Consider the following 21,732-nt stretch of genomic DNA (forward strand, 5'->3'; position numbering starts at 1 on the left):
GACCGTGCGTTTCACGGTCGATGACGGCGGGGTGTCAGCGGTCGGCGCTACTGTGACGCCGTGAGTGACGACACGGTGCTGCGGGTGCCCCGGCCCGCCGAGATCCGCGACGAGTTGCTCGGGCTCGTCCTGAAGGATCTGCACGGGCCGCTCGCCGGGGACCGTGAGGAGTTCACGGAGCGGCCCACCGACCGCTACATCCTCGGACGGCTCGCGCCCGACGGCGAGGTGATCGAGCCCGACGAGCAGGACGAGAAGGCCGACGGGGCCGGTGGCGACCACGGCGAGGACGACCGCGACCGCAACGCGCCGAACATGGTCAGCCTGGCCCCGTCGTCGCTCGGCTGCACCGTCTACGTCTCCGGCGACGTCCAGGAACTCGTGGTCAACGCGAGCTGGGCCTACCACGAGCGCGTCCATCCCGAGGACGAGGAGTCGCCGGGCCTGGTGTGGCGCCGTGTTCCCGAGCACGGGTCCGCCTCCCTGAAACTCCAGGAGGGGATCCTCAGGCCGGAACAGCTCACCGGCGCGCATCCGGAGGTCGTGGTGAGCGGGCGGGCCCGGCTGCTCGACGGCAACTGGCTCGTCTCGGTGTTCCTCGTCAACGGCAAGGCCAGACCGGCCCAGCTCGCCGACTCCGCCTGGATGTTCCAGGTCCGCATGAGCGTGACGGGTCCCGGCGGCGCGGCGGTCTTCCTGCCCCGGCCCACCATCATCAGCGGTGGCGACAAGGCCGATAAGGCCGAGCAGAAGCGCCTGCTGATGGCCTACCGGTTCACTCCCGAGTTCGCCATCGGCCACGGCACCGGTGTGGAGGTCGCGCAGTCGCCGGACGACCCGATGCGCGCCGTCCGGGTCGACACGGTGGCCGTGCCGGACCACGAGGTGCCCGCCACCGGCGTCCCGGACGTGCGCACCGACGGCGACCTGCCCGAGCTCGCCGACCTCGTGCTGGACATGAGCGACCTCGCGGGCCTGGCGAGCGCCCCGGGCGATGGCCTGCGGGTTGCGCTGATGCCGCTGGTCACTGGATACCGCAACTGGATCGACCGGCAGCGTGCCGGTCTCTCCGATCCCGCGCGGCACCTGGCCGGGTACGGCGCGGAGGTCGATGAGACGCTCCGCAAGGCATCGCGTGCCGCCGACCGGATCGAGGCGGGCATCGCGCTGCTGGACGACCCGGCCGTCCGTCGCGCCTTCGCGTTCGCCAACCGGGCGATGCATCTCCAGCGGGTCCACACGATGGCCGCCGACATCCGGACCAAGGATCCCGACCGGCCGCTCGACGAGGCGGTCGCGGCCGTCGACGTGCCGAAGAACCGGAGCTGGCGGCCGTTCCAGCTGGCGTTCGTCCTGCTGAACCTGCCCTCGCTGGCCGACCCCGCCCACGACGAGCGGGCCGACGGCCACACGGCCCTGGCCGACCTGCTGTGGTTCCCCACCGGCGGCGGCAAGACCGAGGCGTATCTCGGGCTGACGGCGTTCACGCTGGCGATCCGGCGGCTCCAGGCCCCGCTGGGCGGTCTCGACCCGCGCGCCGGCGTCGCCGTCCTCATGCGGTACACGCTGCGGCTGCTGACCATCCAGCAGTTCCAGCGGGCCACGGCGCTGATCTGCGCGTGCGAGAAGCTCCGGCGCGACGACGAGGCGGCGTGGGGCGGTGAGCCGTTCCGGATCGGCCTGTGGGTCGGCGCCCGGGTGACACCGAACCGCACCGACCAGGCCGCCGAATGGCTGAAGCAGCACAGGGGCAACAGCAGGCGGCCGGTGGTGAGCCACGGCTCGCCCCACCAGCTCACGAGCTGCCCGTGGTGCGGCACCCGGATCGAACCCGGGCAGGACGTCCACGTCGACACCGTCCGGCGCCGCACGACGGTCGTCTGCCCGGACGTGTTCTGCCCGTTCGGGGCCGCCGCGGGCCCCGAGGGCATCCCGATCGTGGTGGTCGACGAGGAGGTCTACCGGCTGCTGCCGAGCCTGATCATCGGCACCGTCGACAAGTTCGCGCAGCTCGCCTGGAAGGGCGAGACCGTCACGCTGTTCGGCCGTGTCGCGCACCGGTGCGAACGGCACGGCTACGTCACCGAGGACCTCCAGAACACCGACTGGGAGCTGTCCGGGACGACGGCCCCCCACCCGGAGAAGGGCGACGCGCCCGCCGCGCGGATCGTCCCGGTGGGGCGGCTGCGCCCGCCCGACCTGATCATCCAGGACGAGCTTCACCTGATCTCGGGGCCGCTCGGCTCGATGGTCGGCCTGTACGAGACCGCGGTCGACAAGCTCGCGACCTGGGACCGGGGCGGGGGCCGGCGGGTCAGGCCGAAGGTCATCGCGTCCACGGCGACGATCCGCCGCGCCGAGAAGCAGATCAGCGCCCTGTTCGACCGGCGCACCGAACTGTTCCCGCCGCCCGGCGTCGACATCGGCGACGGCTTCTTCGCCCGGCAGCGCCCGACCGCCGCCGGTGCGCCCGGTTACGCGCCCGGCCGGCGCTACGTCGGCATCTGCGCGCACGGCACGCGGCTGAAGTCCACGCTCATCCGCGTGTACGTCGCGGTGCTGGGCGCCGCGCAGGCGCTGCACACCAAGTACGGCGAGAACGAGGTCACCGACCCGTACATGACCCTCGTCGGCTACTTCAACAGCCTCCGCGACCTCGCGGGGATGCGGCGGCTGGTCGAGGACGACGTGTCCACCCGGCTGATGCGCGCCGACGAGCGCGGCCTGGCCAAACGCCATGACCCGCTCCCCCAGGAACTCACCTCACGGCTGTCGTCCCAGCAGATCCCCGAGGTGCTCGACCATCTCCAGGTGCCGTTCCGCGGGAACCGGCCGAAGGGCGAGCGCCGCCCCATCGACGTGCTGCTGGCCACCAACATGATCGCGGTCGGGGTGGACGTGTCACGGCTCGGGGTGATGGCGGTGGCGAACCAGCCGAAGTCGACCGCCGAGTACATCCAGGCGACGAGCCGCGTCGGGCGGGCCGCGCCCGGACTGGTCCTGACCGTCTTCAACTGGGCCCGCCCCCGGGACCTCTCCCACTACGAGGCGTTCGAGCACTTCCACCAGACGATCTACCAGCATGTGGAGGCGCTGTCGGTCACGCCGTTCGCCGAGCGGGCCGTGGACCGCGGGCTGACCGGGGTCCTGATGTCGCTGGTCCGCGGCCTGGAACTGCCCTACAACGGCAACCTGAAGGCCGCGACCTTCGACCGCAACAACAGCCTCGCCGACCACGTGGTGCGGTCGGTGCGGCGGCGTGCCACCGACGTCACCGGCGACAACGCCGTCGGACGGGCCGTCGAGCACCTGCTCGACGCGCGCCTCGACCAGTGGCACCGGGAACGCCTCATCCCTGGCCGCAGGCTCGCCTACGACGGGCCCCACGGCACGGGAGGCGACATCGCGGGGCTGCTCCGCCGCCCGGAGGAGGGCAAGTGGAGGCCGATGACGTGCCCCACCTCGCTGCGCGACGTGGAGCCCGGCATCAGGCTGCTGCTGCTCCCCGAGGACGACGGGCTCTCGATCGTCGACGAGCCCCCGCACGTGCCCGTGGAGCCGGGCGACGACGACGAGGACGGAGCGACCGGATGACGATCCAACCGCTACGGGTCGGCGAGTTGCGGCCCAACCAGCTCCTGCACACCTTCGGGGTCGGCGCGGTCGCCGACCTGCCGAACCTGTCGGTCGTCATCGGCGGGCTCGACGACTGGGACCTGGCCAGGTCGACCCCGGTGCGCGAGGACCGGCTCCTCGCCGCGGTGCGCAGGGAACTGGGCGACCAGGTCGAAGCCCTGCGCACCCCGCCGCACATCCCGGAGACCAGCGACCCGTTCGCCGAGTGGAGCCGCGTCGGGGTCCCCGTGCGCCTGTTCCCCCGCTGGCTGCGCTGCTCGGCCTGCAACACGCTCGCCCCTGTGGAGAGCGGGCTGTTCAAGCTGCTGCCGCACTCCTACTCGCCGGAGCGGATCAGGTACATCCACGAGTGCCGCGGGCGCGGCGGGAACCGTCCCGTCGTCGTGCCGGCACGGTTCGTCCTTGCCTGCGAGCGCGGGCACCTCGACGACTTCCCCTGGATGTTCTACGTGCACGGCGGGGCCGTCCCAGAGGGCGGGCAGCACACCCTCAAGCTCCAGGAGCGCGGCACGACCGGCGAGGCCGCGAACGTGTTCGTGAGCTGCTCGTGCCGGGACGACAGGTCCGGCGGCCGGTCGATGGCGCCGGCCCTGGGCCCGGAGGCGTGGCGCAGGCTGCCCGCCTGCCGGGGACGCGACCCCCACCTGGCGTCGTTCGGCGAGTGCGGAGAACGGACCCGCACCCTCGGCCTCGGCGCGACCAACTCCTGGTTCGCGATGCAGCTCCAGGCATTCACGCTCCCCCGCGCGGACGACGAGCTCTCACAGAAGATCATCGAGAACTGGCCGCAGCTCAGCCTCCTGGTGCCCCTCCCGGACGAAAACGCAAAGGGGCTGGTCACCCAGCTCACGTGCTGGCAGGACCTCGAAGCATTCGGCGCCGACAAGGTCCTCCAGGCGATGCGCAGGAGAGCCGCCGAGACCGAAGACGAGCCCGCCGACGAGCGCGACCTCGACACCCCCGAATGGGAGGCGCTGACCCGCCCCGACCCGGTCGATCTCCCCGACTTCACCATCCGTAAGGAGAAGGCGCCGACGACGGCACGCTCCTGGCTGCACGAGGTCGTTCTCGCGCCCCGGCTGAGGCGGGTGTCCGCGCTCTACGGCTTCACCCGCATCGACGCACCGGAATGGGACGTCCAGGCGACCGACACGAACCGGCGCGTCCGGCTGTCCCGGGAAGCTCCGACCTGGGTGCCCTGCGCCGAGACGCGTGGTGAGGGCATTCTCCTGCGCTTCCAGGAGGACAGGATCGCCGCGTGGGAGCAGCGGCCGGAGGTCCTCGGTCGGCAGCGCATCCTGCGGATCGGGCATGAGCGCTGGCGCACGCAACGGCAGATGTCCCCGGGCGACTGGCCCGGCATGCGCTACGTCCTGCTGCACACCTTCGCGCATGTGCTCATCCGGCAGTTCGCGCTGGAATGCGGCTACAACGCCTCGGGCATCGCCGAACGGATCTACGCCCGCTCCGGGGACCGCCCCATGGCCGGCATCCTGCTCTACACCGCGGCGCCCGACAGCGAGGGAACGTTCGGCGGCCTCGTCTCGCTGGGCCGCCGCGACCGGCTCGGCGACCTCATCGGCCAGGCGCTCGACGCGGCCCGCCTGTGCAGTTCCGATCCGCTCTGCGCGCAGCACGACCCGCGCCCGCACGGCCGCCTGTTCGGCGCGGCCTGCCACGCGTGCCTGTTCGCGGCCGAGACGTCATGCGAGCACGGCAACCACTACCTCGACCGTGCGCTGCTCGTCGACACGGTGGTCGACGCCGACGTCGGCTTTCTGGCCCGGTGACCCCGGAGCTGGCCCGCGTCATCGCCCGGCTGGCAGCGGAACTGCCGCCGGGGCACATCGAGGCGTGGGCGCATGTCCTGCACGGGCGCCGGGCACCCGGCGCCGATCTCGAAGCACGGCTCATCGAGGCCGGTCCCGGATTCGCCGCCGGTGTCGCCGCCGCCCGGCTCACCAAGGCGTGGCGCGAGGCCGTGCCGCGACCCTCGGGTGAAGCCGTCGCCCTGGCGCTGGAGACCGGGGCCGTCCTGCACGCCCGGCATGCCGGACACCAGACCGACGTCGTCGTGAGCGGGCCCCTCGGCGACCGTCCGGCGGTCAGGCTCACCGCCGCCGTCGTCACCGGGATCGTCAGGGACAGCAGATCGGCCCTGCTCGTCGTGAGCTTCGCCGCCTTCGGCGTGAGCGAGGTCGTGCGCGAGCTCAAGGACGCCGCAACGCGGGGCGTGCGCATCGACCTCGTGCTGGAGAGTCCCCGCCGGGAAGGCGGAGCGCTCAGGGGGACGGGTGCGGCCACGGCCTTCACCGCGCTGCGCGACTCGGCCACATTCTGGACCTGGCCCGCGCGTCACCGTCCGGCAGCTGACGGGTCGGCCGCGGCCCTGCACGCCAAACTCGTCGCGGCGGACGACCGGGTCGCCTTCCTGGGCAGCGCCAACCTCACCGACCGGGCGCTGGGCGACAACATCGAGCTGGGCGTGATCGTGCGCGACCCGGCGGCGGTGCGCCGGATGGCCGGGCACTTCCGCGGCCTGATGCGCCCCGGCCAGGGCCCTCTGGAACCGGTCCCGCGCTAGTCCGCGTCGATGATGGAGAAGTCGCGGACGGACGTGAACTCCGTGCGCTTGCCCGTACGGGCCAAGGTCCCGACGATCCTGACCAGGCGGCCGTCCCGGCTCGCTTGCAGAGCCTTGTTGAAGTCGTCCGGTGGCAGGGGCACCCTGACCAGCCGCCGCTGACGGTCCTCGCTCCTGGTGTTGGCGCCGCGGACGATGATCCAGCCGTCGTCGGTCGGTCGTACCCGCTGGGTCCGCCAGACCGTCCCCACGACCACGGCGTCACGATCGATCCGGTCGCCCGCTCCGAGATCCTCACCGGCCTGGGCGAGGACCGAGGCCATGGACGCGTCGAAGCGGACGGGCGGAGTCGCGATGCCGGTCGGGGTCCGCAGCGCCCAGGCGAACCTCATCTCGAAGGGATGGTCCTGCTCCGTGCCGCCGAACCGGCCGAGCGCCCTGCACAGATGCGCCGAGATCCCTTCGCCGACCCGATCGGCGAAGGGATCGAGTTCGGACGTCTCCAGCGCCTCGTTCGACGCCACGCGGGCCGCCTGGATCGCGCTGTAGAGCCGCAGCATGACCCGGCGGCCGAAGGGCTGGGCGACGCTGAACAGCGTGCCGTCGTCGTCCTCCAGCGGCACCTCGATCGAAATGATGTAGCTGCCCGCCTCCGCGGGTCCGAGCCTCGCCTTCTTCGGAAAGTCCTCGACCTGGGCGAGCTTGCGCCGCGGAAGGCGGATGGCGGGCTCACTCAGTACCGCATAGGCGCCGGCGATGAGCAGTTCCCTGACGCCCTCGTACGCGGCCGCCCCGTCCGCGACCGAAATGCTCCCCGACGGAGCCGACGGCTGGGTCCGGACGTGGTTGCGGTCGACGTTGACGGTAGTCAGATCCCGGAGGATCTGCCCGCGTGACCTGCCCTCGGCCTCGGTGAGGACCTGAAGAAGGTTGATCATGCGTAGTTCGTAGTCCCGCGCCTCCCGGTCCTGCGGAACGATCGCCTCGAAGTCGCTCTCCCCTTCGCTGACGGCCCACAGACGCGACGACCCGATCCGGTCGTAGGGCGCCCAGCCATTGTTGGAGAGGTAGGCCCGCACGTCGTCCGGCGGGAGGGCGGAGAGCGTCTCGCGCAGATCCCCGTCGACGGTCATGAGGCCTCCAGCGGCGTGACCGGCCTGATCATGAGCCCCAGCAGCGATTCGGTGGTGAGCAGGTTCCGTTTCGGAACCTCGACCTTGACCTTCTGGTCCCCAGGGACCTCCCAGGTGGGCTGGACGCCGCTGAAGGAGGACCAGTAGCAGGCCTGATAAGCCCTGAGGCACTGGTCATCGGCCTGAGTGTATGCCCGGACATCCGCCGGTACCACGACCAGGAACAGGAACCTGGGGATGTCGAAGGTCCCGGCCAGCTGATTGAAATGCTTGACCTTCATGGAGTAGGCCCAGGCGTCCCCCGCTCCGGTGGGGTCGCGCCACGACTTGACCTGGACATCGATCTGCGGCAGATACTCCGTCCCTCTCGCCCGTGGGTACTTGAAGGAGAAATCCACGCCGTCGTAATCGAGGTCACTTTCCAAGACGAGAAGTCCGGACGCCGCCGCCACCGTCCGTACGAACGCCTCACCGAACTTCCCCTGGTGATTGTTATGGTCGAGCGCCAGTGTCGGCCTCCCAAAGCGTCTTCGGCCCCCCGACCGGACTGCTCGTCCATTCAAGCACCCTTACCGCACTACGTGCCGACGATTGCGGTTCGGGATGCCGCAACCCGACCACTATCCCGCTCAACGAATCTGGTCAGACCGCTTCTTCGCCCTCGGGCGGACTCGCGGAGCCCTGGGAGAAGAGTCGCTCACGCTCGGCGGCGACGACATCGCGGGCGAGGTCGGCTTCGGAGATGTCCAGAGCCTCGGGTGCGCTGCCGGCGGTCTCGCTGATGCGGGCGAATTCGTCGAACAACTCCCGCTTGCGGGCGAGTATCTCGGTGACTCGCAGGTCGGCTCCCTCCTCGGACAGGAGCCGGTGGACCTGCACGGATTCGAGCTGGCCCATGCGGTGCGCACGCGCGATGGCCTGCCATTCGGTGGTCGGCTTGAGCTGGGGCTCGCAGATGACCACCACCGAGGCCGCCTGGATGTTGAGGCCGACGCCGCCGGCCACGATCTGGGCGACGAGCACGGCGCCGTGCCGGGCCGCGGAGAACTGGTCGACCATCGCTTGCCTCGCCGCGGCGGGCACCGAGCCGGTCAGAGGTCCGAACACGTTCCTGGGCAACGTCCGGGCCACCTGGGCGAGCACCTCGCGGAAGTGCGAGAAGACGATCACCCGGCGCCCGTTGTCCTCGGCCTCCCCGACGATCTCGACGAGCCGCTGGACCTTCTCGGATCTCATGCCCTGCAACATCGCTGCCTGTCGCATCGCCATGAAGTTCCCTTCTGCCACACCGCGCCGGTAGGCGAGGGAGTCCTCGCGTGACATCGGCAGCCACTCCTCGACCTCGACGAGCTCGGGCAGCTCCGTCAGCACGTCCTCCTGGTTGCGCCGCAGGTACGCGGGCGCCACCTGCCGGCGGAAGCGCCGGGGTGAGAGTTCGCCGGCGTCGACGATCAGGTCAGGGCGCAGATAGCCCACCAGGTCGCGGAACTCGTCGATGCGATTCTCCAGAGGGGTGCCGGTGAGCAGGATCGCCCGATCCACGGCGTCCACGAGCCGCCTCGTCCGCCGGGTTCGGAGCGCGGCCGGGTTCTTGATGTAGTGGGCCTCGTCCACGACGGCGCAGCCGAGGTCGCGCACCGAGTGAACGCGGTCCTCGAACCAGCCGAGCGTCTCGAAGGTGGTGACCGCGACTCCGCCGTTGCGGACCCAGTTCCGCGCCGCGGCCTCGCGACCCGGCCCGTGCACACGGTGGGGCCGCAGGGACGACTTGGAAGCGATCTCGCGAACCCAGTTGGTCACCACGGCCGCCGGGCAGACCACCACCGAGTGGTGGTCACCGTTGGCGCGCAGATGAGCGAGGACGGCGAGAGCCTCCACGGTCTTGCCCAAACCCATCTCGTCGCCGATGATCACCTTGCGCTGGACGAGCGCGAAGCGTGCGCCGAAGCTCTGGTAACCGCGCAGTGACGCGGACAGGTATTCGGTATCAAGCTGGAGCCGCCGGACTGCCTCGACGATGTCATCGGGCAGGTCACCGTGGGTCTTCTGCTCATCCTCAGTGAGGAAGCCCAGCTCGGAGAGCATCGCGAAATAGTCGGCGGGCCGGCTGAGGAAGTCGTCCCAAGGGTCACCGGACGCCGTGGTTCCGCTCGCGCCATCGACCAACCGGGCACGGCGGTGGACCGCCTCGACCGCTTCCTGGAACTCCGAGACCTGTGAGCCGACGGCGAACACGACGAGGTGGCTCACCTTCTTGTCAAGGGTGTGCGCAAGCGGGGCCAGCGCCTGGGCACGCGCCAGGTCCGTCGTAGCGCCCTTCGTCCTGCGCATGGCGTCCCATGCCCCAAGACAACGAAGCAATTCGGTCGTCTCGGCGGTGCGCTTCTTGATTTCGATGCGGACCGGCATCTCGTCGTAGGTCGTCTGCCACAGCATCTGGGCGGCGCCACGCATCCGGGTGGCTGTCGTGGCGCCGATTCCGGACAGGTATTCGAGCCCGGCCCCGTAGTCGAGCACAGCTTGGACCGTGGTGATCCCCGCGTTGGTCAGGGGGCCGACGCGGAGCCGGTCGCGGGTGGCCTCTTTGAGGCGCTCCACCGGCATGTCCGCCAGCATCAGCCGGGTCTCGGACGTCCGCACGGCCTGCCCCGCGGACACAGCGGCGGCACGGAAGTGCGCCTCGTCCCGCAGCGCCTTCTCGATCGCCCTGATCGAGCGAGGAAGCTCGGTGACCACGGCGCTGGAGATGACCTGCGGCGCCGTCCCCAGATCGGCGACCCGCCCATTCAGACCGACCCAGCCGGCGAGTGCGTCGGCGACACTGACCTCGGGCGTCCTGTCGTCGTTGCTGGAGAGGCGATGCAGAAGCTGCGGGATTCCGGCCGAGACGCCCCACCCACGGAATTCGGAGAGGAACCCCGCGGCGGCCAGTCCGGCATCGCGCTTGGTGCGGCCGCTGAAGAACCGTCGAGCGCCACTCACCGACTTGACCTCGTGAAGTGCTTTCGCGACCTCCCCGGTGAGATGTCCAAGCGCGCGGTCCTCTCCAGGTGCCGGAGAGGGTTGGTGCGCCTGCCTGGCGATCTCACCCAGGAGCCGGCCATCGCCAGGCCGCAGCGGCATCGCGCGCCAGTCGACCGTCCCGGCCTGTCGAAGGTCGACGACGGCACGGCGAAGCGACTCGGCGGCGCCGTCGGCGACTCTGGCGACCTCGGCACGTTGCGCGAGCACGGATCGGGCCTGCTCGACCCAACCGGTGACCTCATCGGTGATGATGCGGAGTTGCTGTCGTTCGTTGCGTTCCATGGGCCCCAATAGTCGGTCGGGTTTCTGCGAAGATTAGCTCCAAGCACCGACACCGGGCCGGGAAAGCGAATTGTTGGATCTCAGACCGTCGGTGATGGGCCGTGGATCAGGAGGTCGTCAAATGCGGCTCGAGGAGCTCGAACCGGGATTGCGCATAGAGGGACTCGTCCCCGCCGAGGTGCTCACCATCATTGCCGTGCAGCGGCATGGCGCAAACGCGATCGAGTTGACCTACAAGACGACGGCCGGCTCTCTCGGCCAGCAGGTGGTCTTCCGTGCGGACGAGGACAAGATCCGCATTGCGCGGTCCGGCAGCCGCGCCTTCGACGCCCCCGCATCGGATTTCAAGCTGGCGGCGGAGGCTCAGCGCATCACCCTGGCAGGCCTGTTCGACCCGATGCTCGCGGTCGCCACCAGCGACGTACGGCCGCTGCCACACCAGATCCGAGCCGTCTACGGCGAACTGCTGCCGCGCACACCGCTGCGGTTCCTTCTCGCCGACGACCCGGGCGCCGGAAAAACGATCATGGCCGGGCTCTACGTCAAGGAATTGATCCTGCGCGATGACGTGAAAAAGTGCTTGATCGTCGCACCGGGCGGGCTGGTCGAACAATGGCAGGACGAGCTGTTCTTCAAGTTCGGCCTCCGGTTCGACCTGCTGACCAACCAGCTCATCGAGGCCAACGTCAACTTCAACGTCTTCGAGAGCAACCCGCTGCTGATCGCGCGGATGGACCAGCTCTCCCGCAACGAGCGGCTGAAGGATCAGCTCAAGGAGACGGAGTGGGACCTGGTGATCGTGGATGAGGCGCACCGCATGGGGGCCCACTACTTCGGCGGCAAGCTGGAGAAGACCAAGCGCTTCCAACTCGGCGAGTTGCTCGGTGAGATCACCCGTCACCTGCTGCTGATGACCGCGACCCCGCATCCGGGGAAGGAGGAGGACTTCCAGCTCCTCCTCACCCTGCTGGACCGGGACAGGTTCGAGGGCAGGAGCAAGGTCACCGCCGACACCAGCGGGATCATGCGCCGCATGCTCAAGGAGGACCTGCTCACCTTCGAAGGCAGGAAGCTCTTCCCCGAGCGGATCGCGGAGACCGTCCCCTACGAGTTGACCGCGTTGGAGTACGACCTCTACGAGCGGGTCACCGCCTACGTCCGCGAGGGAATGAACCGGGCCGAGCGAATCGGCGACAAGCGAAGGAACACCGTCGGCTTCGCGCTCACGATCCTCCAGCGACGGCTCGCCTCCAGCCCCGAGGCCATCTACAAAAGCCTCGTACGCAGGTCGCGGCGGCTGGAGCGCAAGAAGCAGGAGATCCTCAACGGCACCTACAGGGAAGCCGAGCCGAGACTTGATCTGGAGGGCCTGGACGCCGACGACTTCAATGCCGAAGAGATCGAGGAATTCGAAGACGAACTCCTCGACGCCGCCACCGTCGCGCAGACGGTCGAGGAACTCAACGCCGAGCTGCTTGAACTCGCCGAACTGACCGAGGTCGCGCGGCGGGTACGCGACCTCGGTACCGATCGCAAGTGGGCCGAACTGTCCACGATCCTCCGGGACAACGCGCTGACCACAGACTCCAGCGGCCGGCCGCGAAAGTTCATCATCTTCACCGAGCATCGCGACACCCTCGACTATCTGACGTCGCGAATCGCGTCACTGATCGTCGCACCCGGTGCCGTCAAGGCCATTCACGGCGGGGTGCGCCGAGTCGAGCGCCGCCAGATCACTGAGGAGTTCACGAAGAACCCCGCCTGCCAGGTCCTCGTCGCCACCGATGCCGCCGGGGAGGGGCTGAACCTTCAGGCCGCTCATCTGATGGTCAATTACGACCTTCCCTGGAATCCCAACCGCATCGAGCAGCGGTTCGGCCGCATCCATCGCATCGGTCAGGAAGAGGTCTGCCGGCTGTGGAACCTCGTGGCCTCCAACACCCGCGAGGGGGAGGTCTTCACCCGGCTCCTGCTCAAGATCGAGGAGCAGCGCAAGGCGTACGGCGGCAAGGTTTTCGACGTCCTCGGCGAGGCTTTCACGGAGACCCCGCTCCGCAGTCTCCTCATGGACGCCATCCAGTACGGCGAACGCCCCGATGTGCGGGCCAGGATGCACGAGGTCATCGATGACTCGGTCGGCGACGGCCTCAAGGAGCTGCTCGACGAACGGGCGCTGGCGTCCGAGCATTTCACCGAGGCCGACCTCGCCGCACTGCTCGCCGCGATGAGCGACGCCCGCACCCGCAGGCTCCAGCCTCACGACATCGAAACGGCCTTCAAGACGGCGTTCACCCGACTCGGAGGCCGTATCGTCCACCGCGGACAGGGGCAGTACGAGATCGCCAACGTGCCGGCCCACATTCGGGCAGGCAACCACGCCCCAATCGCCGGCCGCTACGACCGGGTCACATTCGACCTTTCGCTCGTCCCGTCCGACGATCCGGCGCACGCGGATCTACTTGCCCCTGGGCACCCGCTCCATGACGCGGTCATGGACGAGGCCCTCCGCCGGCTCGGGGGAGCCCTCAACGCCGGTACGGTCCTGGTGTCCTCGGCACTCAAGCAACCGCACCTTCTCGTCGGTGTCATCGAGGAAGTGGCCGATGCCACCGGCGCGTCCATCGCCCGGCGCTTCGGCTACGCCTACGTCGACAGCAACGGCGCCGTCACCCCCGCCGAGGCGGCACCGCACCTGGACCATGCCGCGGCCCCCGACACACCGGCGGTAACCGCCGCAAGGGCGCTGCCGTGGCTGGCGGACGCCGAGGACAAGGCCACGAGCTGGATCATCTCCCACCGGTTGCCGGAGTATCTCTCCGAGGTCCGGTCTCGACGGTCAGCCGAACTCGGCAAGGCCCGCCAGCTCGTCACCAGGCGACTCGCAGACGAACGCGACCGGCTCATCTTCGACGCCACTGTCGCGGCCAAGAAGGAACATATCGGCGAGAAGCCCAAGGAATCGTCCGAAAGCCTCCGCCGCAAGGCGCTCGAACTTGACCATCGGCTCCGCGGACGCCTGGAACTGCTCGACCGGCAGGCCCTCATGTCGACCAAGCCGCCGCTCATCCTGACCGCTGCGCTCGTGCTCCCGGCCGCCTCTGGCACGCCTGCGCCGCGACACCGTCTGGCGCGAGGATAAAGACAGGACCTCTTCGGCAAGGGATCATGGACCATGGCCTCTCGTGCAGAGGCTCAGCCGTCTCCTCGAAAACTTCAGCGGTGCATGTACACCTTGCGGGCCCGCACGTGGTCTGGAGTGGACACGTACGCACTGCCGACTCCGAGCTGCTCGATCTGCTGGCTCAGGTCCTGACCGTCACGTCCGCGCAAGAAGCCGGCGGTGGTCTTGGATTCCGGATAGTTCGTGCGGAAGATGACCTTGGTGCCGGCATTGCCGAGGACGTCCCTGTGAAAGTCCGCTGTGCCCTGGCTGGCGACCACCACGGGGACGCCGTACTTGCGTCCCTCCTTCATCAGCTTCGGCAGGGTGACGTCCTTGGCCAGGCGGTGGGCCTCGTCCAAGACGACGGCCAGCCGCAGGACGTCCGCCTGTCCCCAGCGGAACATCTCCCGGTAGATCTTCCGGAGCAGGAAGGCTCCGGCCGCGAGTTGCACGGTCTCCAGTTTGAGCCGGCTCAGGTCGACGACCGCTCCGCCGCTCCAGGAGGCCAGAAAGGTGTCCGATGGTTCGTCGGGGAACAGCCCGAAGTCGGTCAGGGGCCGGATGCGGTCCCGGGCGTTCCGGCCGCGTGCCTCCTGTTCGGCTTGTTCCACTGCGGCGGCGAACCGCTCCATGGTGGGGATGCCTTCGGCGCTCCTGTAAGCCCTCCCCAGCCCGTCGTAGACGTGGCTACGTTGGATCTCGCCCAGACCCCACACGTACCCGATGAGGTCGGGCCGATCGCCTCCGTCGGTGCACAACACCAGCGCGTCTGGAGCGAGATCTTGCGTCAATCGGCGCAGCATCGTCTCCAGCAGCGGCTCCGTCGCCGTTTTCATGCAACCCCCTCACCAGGACGGCCGCACCCGTCGAACCGCCGGGCAGATGCCACGCATGTTCCAAGGACCTGCCAAGACATATACGACCAGTCAACGCCTTGTACAAGGATTCCAAGTTCTCAGTAGGCAGGACCCGTTCCCGCCCAGGCCACCGACCCTCATCCGCAGGTCTGTGAATACGTTGCGGTTCTGGTGGATTCACGCATGAACCGACACCCATAGGTCGCATCACACGCATTCTTCTTGAAGAACGCCATCGACAGCCGCATGAAGATGCGCCCCCCCCCGGGGGGCTAACGAGAAGCGTTGTTGCCCAGAACCTTTGCCGGCCTCGACAACTCCAGGCCGAGACTGGTCAGGTCGCCTGGGGGCTCTCCTGCCGAAGGAGCTGCCACCCTCTTGCTGACTCCGATCGCCTCTTCCAAACTGGCTACACGGGTTCGATTCCCGTCGCCCGCTCCCACCGAAAGGGCCCAGGCAGGAAGTCTTTCCTTGCCTGGGCCTTATGGTTTCTCGTGCTCGGTTCCGCTGCCGTGCCCGATGGCTTGGCCTGCCCTTGTCGCCGACTCGAGCGGACTTGAACGGCTCGGTGCGGGTCACCGGATTGAGGAATAGGGAGCGCTGGCCTTCTTAAAAGCCTGTGCCTGGACCGTCAGGTCCAGACAGAATCCGAGGCGGACGCACAGGTCATGAAGCAGGTCGCCGACGCCGTCGGGTGTGCATGCGTTCCATGCTGGCTCACCGGCGTTACGGGGCCAATCGAGTTCTGCGCGCGATGTCGCGAAGCCGACTGGAAGAGTGCATTGGCTGGAATGAGATGAGACCGGGCCGTGCCCTGTTGGGGAGGGCAGGGCCCGGTCGGACTGGATCGGTGTCCGGGCGCTTCTTCCAGGCGGAGTGTGGGTGTTTTCCAGGTGGGTGGCCGGGTTAGGGGCAGCGCTTCCAGGAATAGTGGTAGGTCGTCTTGAGGCTGCCGTCGGTGGAGTCCATGCCGATGTAGCTGACCTTCGCCGGGTCCGAAGTCCCCGAGTCCACCAGCACTTGCGTGTTGATGTTGAAGTTCCGCTGCTCACCGCAGGGCGACCATACGAGCTGGGTCACCTCCACGATGTCGGTGTGCGTGAAGTTCTTCTTATAAGGGCCGGGTATGGAATGCGAGAACTCCCGGGTGTCCGGATTCCCCTGGAAGTAGTAGCCGGCGAGCTGGGTGGCGCTCGCGCCGGACTGCAATGAGGCGTAGCCGCGGTAGTCCGTCGACGAGACGGCATAGGTGAAGCCTTGGGGGACGTGCACTTTCAGGTTGATCTGGCAGTTCTTGCGGTCGTCGGTGGGCGCGGACGAGCCACCCGTCTGGGCGATGTACTTGCTGTAGGTGGCCGTGAACGCCTCGTTGCGCTCCGACAGGGCGATCGCGGCGGTGCCGGGCGGACATCCGCTGCCGTTCACGGTCACGATGTCGATGGTCACTCCGTCGGGGCCGTGGTCGAGGAATTGGTCGGACGCGGCGGCGGGGCTGACGGACACCGCGCTCATGGCGAGCGCGGCGGCGGCGGTGGCGGCAGAAATGGCGATCCCTTTACGCATGCGATTCCTCTGCTCGGAAGTAGGCGCCGCTGTTCCTTCGGCGGCCGAGGAGGCGGGGCCTGATGGCTGGCATGAACGGACGCCTTCAATGGCGGTAGACCCGGAATCTAAATGAAGGGTAACCTCAATAGTTAAGTAGTGTCAATCAATGGTTTTCAACTTTTCGATACACTTAAATTGAGAGGTAAGAGGTGCTTCGGGCACCTTGATCATCGATCATCGGGCGTCAATACCGACTCTTTGACAAGCATCGTTCCAACCGGCGTTCCGGCATTGCGCAAGGGCGATGAGCAGGCATGATGCGCGTTCGGGAATGGCCGGAAACGGCCGTCCGGCCGGCGCGGGCGGGCGCCTCGATTACGCGCGGTGAAGGTCCGGCCGCATATGCCGATTTCCCGTCAGGACGCCGCGGTCTCAGCCGGGTGTCTTCGTCCAGTGGCGGAAGCGGGCGGTGAAATCGGTCATGGTGAGCGCGGACCGGGGGGCGGGCGGGTCGCCCATGGCGCCGATGACGTGAATGAGGGTCGGGCCGTCCGTGTTCGCCGCGCTCGTCAGGGCTTCCCGCAGGGCGGCGGGGTCGTCCACGGTCTCCGTGGTGGCGTAGCCGAAGGTCGCGCCGATGTCGTGTGCGCGGCCGAGGTCGACGACGCGCTGGCCCCCGGTGCTCTCCCATCCGCCGTTCCAGTGCACGATGTGGGTCAGCGGGATGCCGGCGAGTCCGATCGTCGCGGTGCCCGACAGGCCCATGAGGTGGTTGCCGTCGCCTTCGAGCGCGGCGGCGGGACGGCCGGCGAGCGTCATGCCCGCGGCCACGGCCGGGGCCAGTCCCATCCCGGCCAGCAGGTGGACGACATGGTCGCCGTCCCCGGCGGCCACGACCTCGCGGGACAGGAAGCCGTTTCCCACGACGAGGGGGCGGCCGGTGTCGGCCGTCCAGGCGAGCACGGTGGAGGCGAGGGCCGCTCGGGAGACGTGGCGGGTCACGGCTTCACCAGAAGGGCGTAGGGGCGGCGCTTTGTGCGGCATTCGGCTGCCCTCGTCCGGCATCGGGACGGGTCGGCGCCGTCCTGGGGCACTATGTCGTGTTCGATGCCGACCGCGGTCAGCAGGGGCACCGTTCGGTCGCCCATCACTGTGTGGTGGGGCAGCTTGTCCGTTCCGGCACCTGCCCAGCCGATGACGAGGGTGAGGGGGACGTTGGCGCCGACGGCGAGGGAGACGATCGCGTCCAGGGACGTGCCCAGGCCGGCGTTCTTCATGAAAACCGCGTAGCGTTCGCCGGCCAGGTCCGCGCCGACCGCCATCGCGACGGCCACGTCCTCGCGGGCGGTGAACGTCACCGGCATCCGCTCGGACATGGCGTCCAGGACGGCGGCGAGCTGGGAGTCGGGGACGCCGACGGCGCGCCGGATCCCGGCGTGCTCCAGGGCCGCGACGACCGTGGCGGCGGCCGTGGGCGCGGGGCGGGTGGGGGCGTTCACGACAGGTTCGTCCACCAATCCCACTGGAACGGGCCGAGCCCCACGGACTTCCGCAGCTGCTCCAGCGTCGCGGCCACGCGCAGCGACGGGTAGAAGCCCTCCGGGGTGCGCATCGGCAGCACGTCGATCGGGATGCGGTCGCGGACGTGCTCGTCCGCGGTGGCCAGGCAGGCGAGCGCCGCCTCCGCGGTCGCGCGGTCGATGTCGGGGGCGGCTTCGGCGCGGAGCCGCTGGAGGTCGCGGAGCCCGTCGGTGACGGGCGTCGGGGCCGTGCCTAGCGCCAGCAGCAGTTCGGCCTCGCGGGGGGACGCCGCCCGGCCGTCGAGGACGAGTTCGCAGAACGCCAGCCGTTCGGCGGTCAGCAGGCAGGCGAGCAGGCAGGTGGCCCAGTCCTCGGCGTCGGCGGCGGCCTCCGCGTCCTCCAGACCCGGCTGGACGAGCAGGGCGTGGCTCCAGGAGGCGGCGGTCGCCTTGTCGGCGAACCAGCGCGCGTCGATGGCGGTCATGCCAGCCTCCCGTCGACGGCCGCCGGGTCGGCGGCGAGGGCGACGGCGCCGTAGGTGATCGCCTCGGCGAGGGCGGCCGCGTCCACCGCTTCCAGCGCGTCGTCGAGGGAGTCGGAGGGGAGCTTCAGCCGGTGCAGGAGGTGCTCGCCGACGAGCTGGAACGTGGTGTCGCCGAACGTGAAGTCGGGCGCCTCGGCGGGGGTGAGCCGCACCAGCGCGGCCGGGTCGCCGATGCGCAGGCCGAGCCGGTCGGCGTAGCGGGCGAAGTCGGCGGCCGTCGTGACGCGGCGCGCGTCGGCGAGGAGCGCCGGCGGGAAGCCGCAGCGGCGTGCCTTGGCGGGCAGCCACTTGTCGCCGACGAAGATCTCTCCGCGGGCCCGGACGGCGGCCTCGACCGCGCGTTCGGCGGCCCGTGACCAGGCCAGGCCGGCGAGAGGGGCCTTCGCGGCCGCCATGACGACCGCGAGGGCCGCGGCCCGCACCGCGATGTCGACGGCGAGGCGGACGAGCGCCGCCGCGATCCGCGCGGTCTCCTCCGCGGTGAAGATCGGCGGCGCGCCCTCGTACAGGGGGACGGCGGTCGCCCACCGGCTGAGGCGCTTCATGTCCGTCATCGGCGGGACGGGGCCGAGCGCGCATCGTCCGCCGAGCAGGGCGACGTCCTGGACGGGCGTCCGCGCGAGCGCGGCGGCCGGGGTGCCCGACTCGTAGTGCACCAGGTCCAGCCGTGTCCGGTCGGCGAAGAACAGCATCGGGACCACGCCCTCGGCCCGTTCCTGGACGAAGACGTGCAGGTCGACGTCGCTGCCCGCGTTCCCCAGCCCGGCCGCGAGCGACCCGACCAGGTACACCTCGTCGCCCTCCAGGCAGCTCCCGAGCACGTCGATGACCTCCTCGGGGCGCAGGCTCACCGGGCGCAGCGCGGCGCGGACCGCGTCCCCGCAGATCAGCGCCTTCATACCGGCTGTCCCGTCCGGCCCGCCGCCTCCACTGGCCGGTCCGCCGCCTGCACTGGCCGGTCCGCCGCCTGCACTGGCCGGTCCGCCGCCTGCGCTGGCTGGTCGGCGGGTTGTCCCGGCGGGCCCGTGCGGCGGAAGTCCTCGCTGAGGTCCAGGAGCTCCGCCATCGGGGCGATGCGGCGCTCCAGCTGGGTGAGGCCCTCGCCGCTGCGGAGCGCCGCCAGGGTCTGGTCGAGTGTCGACACCGTGGCGCGCAGCAGCTGGTTCGCGTAGATCGCCATGCGGTAGCCGAGCCGGCCGAGCGCGCGCAGCGAGATGTGCGGGTACGCCGTCGGGATGCTCACCAGCGGCGCCGGATGCGTCCACCGCCGGGCCACCTCCAGCGCCTCACCGCCGTCCTTCTGCCGCGTGTGCAGCAGGACGAGGTCCGCGCCCGCGTCGGCGTAGCGGACGGCGCGGGCCAGCGCCGCGTCCATGCCCTCCTGCGCGATGAGCGCCTCCGTCCGCGCGATCACCAGGAAGTCGGGGTCGAGCGTGGCGCGCCGCGCCTCGGCGATCTTCTCGGCGAAGCTCTCGACGTCCTCCAGGTCGCGCGGGCCGCCGCCGAGGAAGCTGTTGCGCTTGGGGAAGGCGCTGTCCTCGACGCAGACCCCGGCGATGCCGCTGCCGCTGAAGTCCCGGACGGCCCGGATCCACGTCTCCACCGTGCCGTAGCCGTTGTCGGCGTCCACCACGAGCGGCAGGTCCGACGCCGCCGCGATGGACCGGGACGCGGCCAGCATCTCGGCGAACCCGAGCAGGTTCCGGTCGGGCAGCCCGTGCACGGCGGACACCTCCAGGCTGCTCGCCCACCCGCCGTCGAAGCCCGCGCGCTCCGCCAGCCGGCTGACCAGCGCGTTGTGCACCCCGACCAGGGCGACCGGGAGCTCACCCCCGGCCATGACGGCGCGGCGCAGCCGCGTGGTAGGTCTCGTCCCCATGTCGTCGTCTCCTCGTTCGGAACTCGCTGGATCGTCCGCGGCCCCCGGTCCGGACGCGTCAGGCGGCCCACGGGCGCGGCTCGGCCGACGCGGCCCGCGGATTCGCGTCGGCCCAGAAGGACAGTGAGAGGGCCAGGGCGTCATGGACGGCGGGCAGGAGCACGGTCGGCTCCGGCGCCTCCGCCATCGACACGTACGGGACGAACTCGCTCAGCAGCTCGATGACCCGCAGCTGCCGGCCGGTGAGCGTCGTCCGGGCGAAGGGCAGGAAGAACCGGTCCCAGCGCTCCGCCGAGATGATCGGCGGCGGCGCCAGCCGCGACGCCCCGTGCCGCGCCCGCCATCCGTTGATCGCCGTGAAGGAGGCCTGGACCAGGTCCTCGGTGGTCAGCGCGGCGGTGCCGGTGCCGAGCACGACCGGCCCGGCCGGGGCCTCCGCGGGACCGGCGTCCAGGGCGGCGAGGACGGCGCCCGCGACGTCGTCCACGGGCACCATCTCGACCGTCCCCTTCGGCTCGCCCACCATCGCGGGCGCCAGGCCCGTCACGCAGGCGCGGGCGAAGGTGTAGAGGCCGGAGAAGCGGGCGATGTGGCCGTCCGTCCGGCGGCCGATGATCAGCGGCGGGCGGACGACGGTGCACCGGGAGTGCTCCGCGACCAGCCGCTCCGTCGCGGCCTTGGACCATTCGTAGGAGTTGCGGTAGTCGGACAGCCGCGCCGACGACGTGTCGCCGCGCAGGCCGATCGCGAACGCCGTCGACACGTGCACCAGATGGGTGTCGTCGCCGACCAGCTCCAGGACCGCCTCGGTGCTCTGGACGTTGCCCGCCCACGCCTCCTCCGGATCCTGGTTCCAGCGTGTCGTCGCGGCCGCGTGGACGACCGCGTCGAACCGGCGCGGCAACTCGTCCGGGGGCGGCTCGGCTCCCATCCGCCAGCGCAGCACGCCGTCGCCCGGCGCCCCCCGCCGGCTGACGGCCACGACCTCGACACCGCGGCGGCGGCGCAGCGACCCGAGCAACTCCGAGCCGAGCACCCCCGTCGCCCCCGTGAGCAGTACGCGCGTCATCCGGTGACCGCCCTGCGTTCCAGCCCGCGGAGCATCTGCACGCTGTTGTCGCGGATCGCGCGCACCGCCACCGGGTCGAGCATCTGCGCGAGCAGCGGGATGCCGATCTCGAAGGCGATGTCCAGCTCCACCCGGGTGCCGCCCCCCGGCTCGGACGTGACCTGCCAGTGGCCGTCGAACCGGTCGAGGTCCCCGTCGAGCTGGTTGAACTCGATCCGGCGGCGCTTCTCGTCGACGCGCTCGGCCTCCGTCCATTCGAGGACCGACCCCTTCAGCAGGACCGACCACGCCGTCGTCCGGGACGTCCCGTCGTCGGCGACGACCTCGACGCTTCGCACGCTTTCCATGTACCGCGGATACGCCTCGACGGCGTGGACGGCCTGCCAGACCGCGTCGACGTCCGCGGCGATGCTGAGCTCAACCTGAACCTGCGGCATGCCGCCCTCCTTGCCCCTTCGCGTTCGTCTGTAGGTGCATCGCGTTCGTCCGTAGCTG

General features: G+C 69.9%; 17 protein-coding genes. 5 read left to right on the plus strand and 12 right to left on the minus strand.

Annotated features, from left to right (window positions below; genetic code table 11):
* The first annotated feature begins 60 nt into the window (after positions 1 to 60).
* From drmA to drmC, 3 genes are read left to right on the plus strand one after another with little or no spacing between them, the layout of a single operon-like run.
* A complete protein-coding gene (gene drmA, locus ACH34T_RS34590; protein ID WP_396025174.1) occupies positions 61 to 3,594 on the plus strand; it encodes a DISARM system helicase DrmA in 3,534 nt (1,177 codons plus the stop codon).
* The gene (gene drmB / locus ACH34T_RS34595; protein ID WP_396025175.1) at positions 3,591 to 5,426 is read left to right on the plus strand and encodes a DrmB family protein; all 1,836 of its coding nucleotides are present in this window, start codon (positions 3,591 to 3,593) and stop codon (positions 5,424 to 5,426) included. The genes drmA and drmB overlap by 4 nt, the downstream gene beginning before the upstream one ends.
* Positions 5,423 to 6,220, plus strand: a complete 798-nt coding sequence (gene drmC, locus ACH34T_RS34600) for a DISARM system phospholipase D-like protein DrmC (protein ID WP_396025176.1) — start codon at positions 5,423 to 5,425, stop codon at positions 6,218 to 6,220. The genes drmB and drmC overlap by 4 nt, the downstream gene beginning before the upstream one ends.
* Here drmC and ACH34T_RS34605 read toward each other — a convergent pair.
* The 3 genes from ACH34T_RS34605 to ACH34T_RS34615 all read right to left on the minus strand — a co-directional run bounded on the left by ACH34T_RS34605 (position 6,217) and on the right by ACH34T_RS34615 (position 10,335).
* Positions 6,217 to 7,353, minus strand: coding sequence for a hypothetical protein (locus tag ACH34T_RS34605; RefSeq protein ID WP_396025177.1), 1,137 nt, complete (start codon positions 7,351 to 7,353; stop codon positions 6,217 to 6,219). The genes drmC and ACH34T_RS34605 overlap by 4 nt on opposite strands.
* Positions 7,350 to 7,916, minus strand: a complete 567-nt coding sequence (locus ACH34T_RS34610; RefSeq protein WP_396025178.1) for a DUF4365 domain-containing protein — start codon at positions 7,914 to 7,916, stop codon at positions 7,350 to 7,352. The genes ACH34T_RS34605 and ACH34T_RS34610 overlap by 4 nt, the downstream gene beginning before the upstream one ends.
* 79 nt (positions 7,917 to 7,995) lie before the next feature.
* Positions 7,996 to 10,335: a DEAD/DEAH box helicase gene (locus tag ACH34T_RS34615; protein ID WP_396025179.1), complete on the minus strand. Its 2,340-nt coding sequence runs from the start codon at positions 10,333 to 10,335 to the stop codon at positions 7,996 to 7,998.
* Positions 10,336 to 10,419: 84 nt separating this feature from the next.
* On the opposite strand from ACH34T_RS34615, the gene ACH34T_RS34620 reads away from it, so the two are divergent.
* The gene (locus ACH34T_RS34620) at positions 10,420 to 10,671 is read left to right on the plus strand and encodes a hypothetical protein (protein ID WP_396025180.1); all 252 of its coding nucleotides are present in this window, start codon (positions 10,420 to 10,422) and stop codon (positions 10,669 to 10,671) included.
* Positions 10,672 to 10,780: 109 nt separating this feature from the next.
* Positions 10,781 to 13,798, plus strand: coding sequence for a DEAD/DEAH box helicase (locus tag ACH34T_RS34625; protein ID WP_396025181.1), 3,018 nt, complete (start codon positions 10,781 to 10,783; stop codon positions 13,796 to 13,798).
* A gap of 74 nt (positions 13,799 to 13,872) precedes the next feature.
* On the opposite strand, the gene ACH34T_RS34630 is transcribed toward ACH34T_RS34625, so the two are convergent.
* The 9 genes from ACH34T_RS34630 to ACH34T_RS34670 form a co-directional block, all read right to left on the minus strand.
* Positions 13,873 to 14,658 (minus strand): ATP-binding protein, encoded by a 786-nt coding sequence (locus tag ACH34T_RS34630; protein WP_396025182.1) that lies wholly within the window; start codon positions 14,656 to 14,658, stop codon positions 13,873 to 13,875.
* Between the two features lie 927 nt (positions 14,659 to 15,585).
* Entirely contained in the window at positions 15,586 to 16,242 is a 657-nt protein-coding gene (locus tag ACH34T_RS34635) for a DUF4360 domain-containing protein (protein WP_396025183.1), read from the minus strand.
* A 414-nt stretch (positions 16,243 to 16,656) separates the two neighbouring features.
* Positions 16,657 to 17,226: a thiamine pyrophosphate-dependent enzyme gene (locus tag ACH34T_RS34640; protein WP_396025184.1), complete on the minus strand. Its 570-nt coding sequence runs from the start codon at positions 17,224 to 17,226 to the stop codon at positions 16,657 to 16,659.
* Entirely contained in the window at positions 17,223 to 17,738 is a 516-nt protein-coding gene (locus tag ACH34T_RS34645) for a thiamine pyrophosphate-binding protein (protein WP_396025185.1), read from the minus strand. The genes ACH34T_RS34640 and ACH34T_RS34645 overlap by 4 nt, the downstream gene beginning before the upstream one ends.
* On the minus strand, positions 17,720 to 18,229 hold the full coding sequence (locus ACH34T_RS34650; RefSeq protein ID WP_396025186.1) for a hypothetical protein: 510 nt from the start codon (positions 18,227 to 18,229) through the stop codon (positions 17,720 to 17,722). Before ACH34T_RS34650 ends, ACH34T_RS34645 begins: the two co-directional genes overlap by 19 nt.
* The gene (locus ACH34T_RS34655; protein WP_396025187.1) at positions 18,226 to 19,188 is read right to left on the minus strand and encodes a nucleotidyltransferase domain-containing protein; all 963 of its coding nucleotides are present in this window, start codon (positions 19,186 to 19,188) and stop codon (positions 18,226 to 18,228) included. Before ACH34T_RS34655 ends, ACH34T_RS34650 begins: the two co-directional genes overlap by 4 nt.
* Positions 19,185 to 20,168, minus strand: a complete 984-nt coding sequence (locus ACH34T_RS34660) for an isocitrate lyase/phosphoenolpyruvate mutase family protein (RefSeq protein ID WP_396025188.1) — start codon at positions 20,166 to 20,168, stop codon at positions 19,185 to 19,187. The genes ACH34T_RS34655 and ACH34T_RS34660 overlap by 4 nt, the downstream gene beginning before the upstream one ends.
* Before the next feature lie 58 nt (positions 20,169 to 20,226).
* Positions 20,227 to 21,237 carry an SDR family oxidoreductase gene (locus ACH34T_RS34665; RefSeq protein ID WP_396025189.1) on the minus strand — a complete coding sequence of 337 codons (1,011 nt, stop codon included), beginning with the start codon at positions 21,235 to 21,237 and terminating at the stop codon, positions 20,227 to 20,229.
* Entirely contained in the window at positions 21,234 to 21,674 is a 441-nt protein-coding gene (locus tag ACH34T_RS34670) for a type II toxin-antitoxin system RatA family toxin (RefSeq protein WP_396025190.1), read from the minus strand. Before ACH34T_RS34670 ends, ACH34T_RS34665 begins: the two co-directional genes overlap by 4 nt.
* Positions 21,675 to 21,732: the final 58 nt, after the last annotated feature.

The organism is Actinomadura sp. 9N215 (genome assembly GCF_044326345.1).
Lineage (GTDB): Bacteria > Actinomycetota > Actinomycetes > Streptosporangiales > Streptosporangiaceae > Spirillospora.

Coding starts and splice junctions, on each gene's coding strand:
- drmB (WP_396025175.1), top strand. CDS start 3,591: ATGACGATCCAACCGCTACGGGTCGGCGAGTTGCGGCCCAACCAGCTC.
- ACH34T_RS34605 (WP_396025177.1), bottom strand. CDS start 7,353: ATGACCGTCGACGGGGATCTGCGCGAGACGCTCTCCGCCCTCCCGCCG.
- ACH34T_RS34625 (WP_396025181.1), top strand. CDS start 10,781: ATGCGGCTCGAGGAGCTCGAACCGGGATTGCGCATAGAGGGACTCGTC.
- ACH34T_RS34630 (WP_396025182.1), bottom strand. CDS start 14,658: ATGAAAACGGCGACGGAGCCGCTGCTGGAGACGATGCTGCGCCGATTG.
- ACH34T_RS34635 (WP_396025183.1), bottom strand. CDS start 16,242: ATGCGTAAAGGGATCGCCATTTCTGCCGCCACCGCCGCCGCCGCGCTC.
- ACH34T_RS34650 (WP_396025186.1), bottom strand. CDS start 18,229: ATGACCGCCATCGACGCGCGCTGGTTCGCCGACAAGGCGACCGCCGCC.
- ACH34T_RS34655 (WP_396025187.1), bottom strand. CDS start 19,188: ATGAAGGCGCTGATCTGCGGGGACGCGGTCCGCGCCGCGCTGCGCCCG.
- ACH34T_RS34660 (WP_396025188.1), bottom strand. CDS start 20,168: ATGGGGACGAGACCTACCACGCGGCTGCGCCGCGCCGTCATGGCCGGG.
- ACH34T_RS34665 (WP_396025189.1), bottom strand. CDS start 21,237: ATGACGCGCGTACTGCTCACGGGGGCGACGGGGGTGCTCGGCTCGGAG.
- ACH34T_RS34670 (WP_396025190.1), bottom strand. CDS start 21,674: ATGCCGCAGGTTCAGGTTGAGCTCAGCATCGCCGCGGACGTCGACGCG.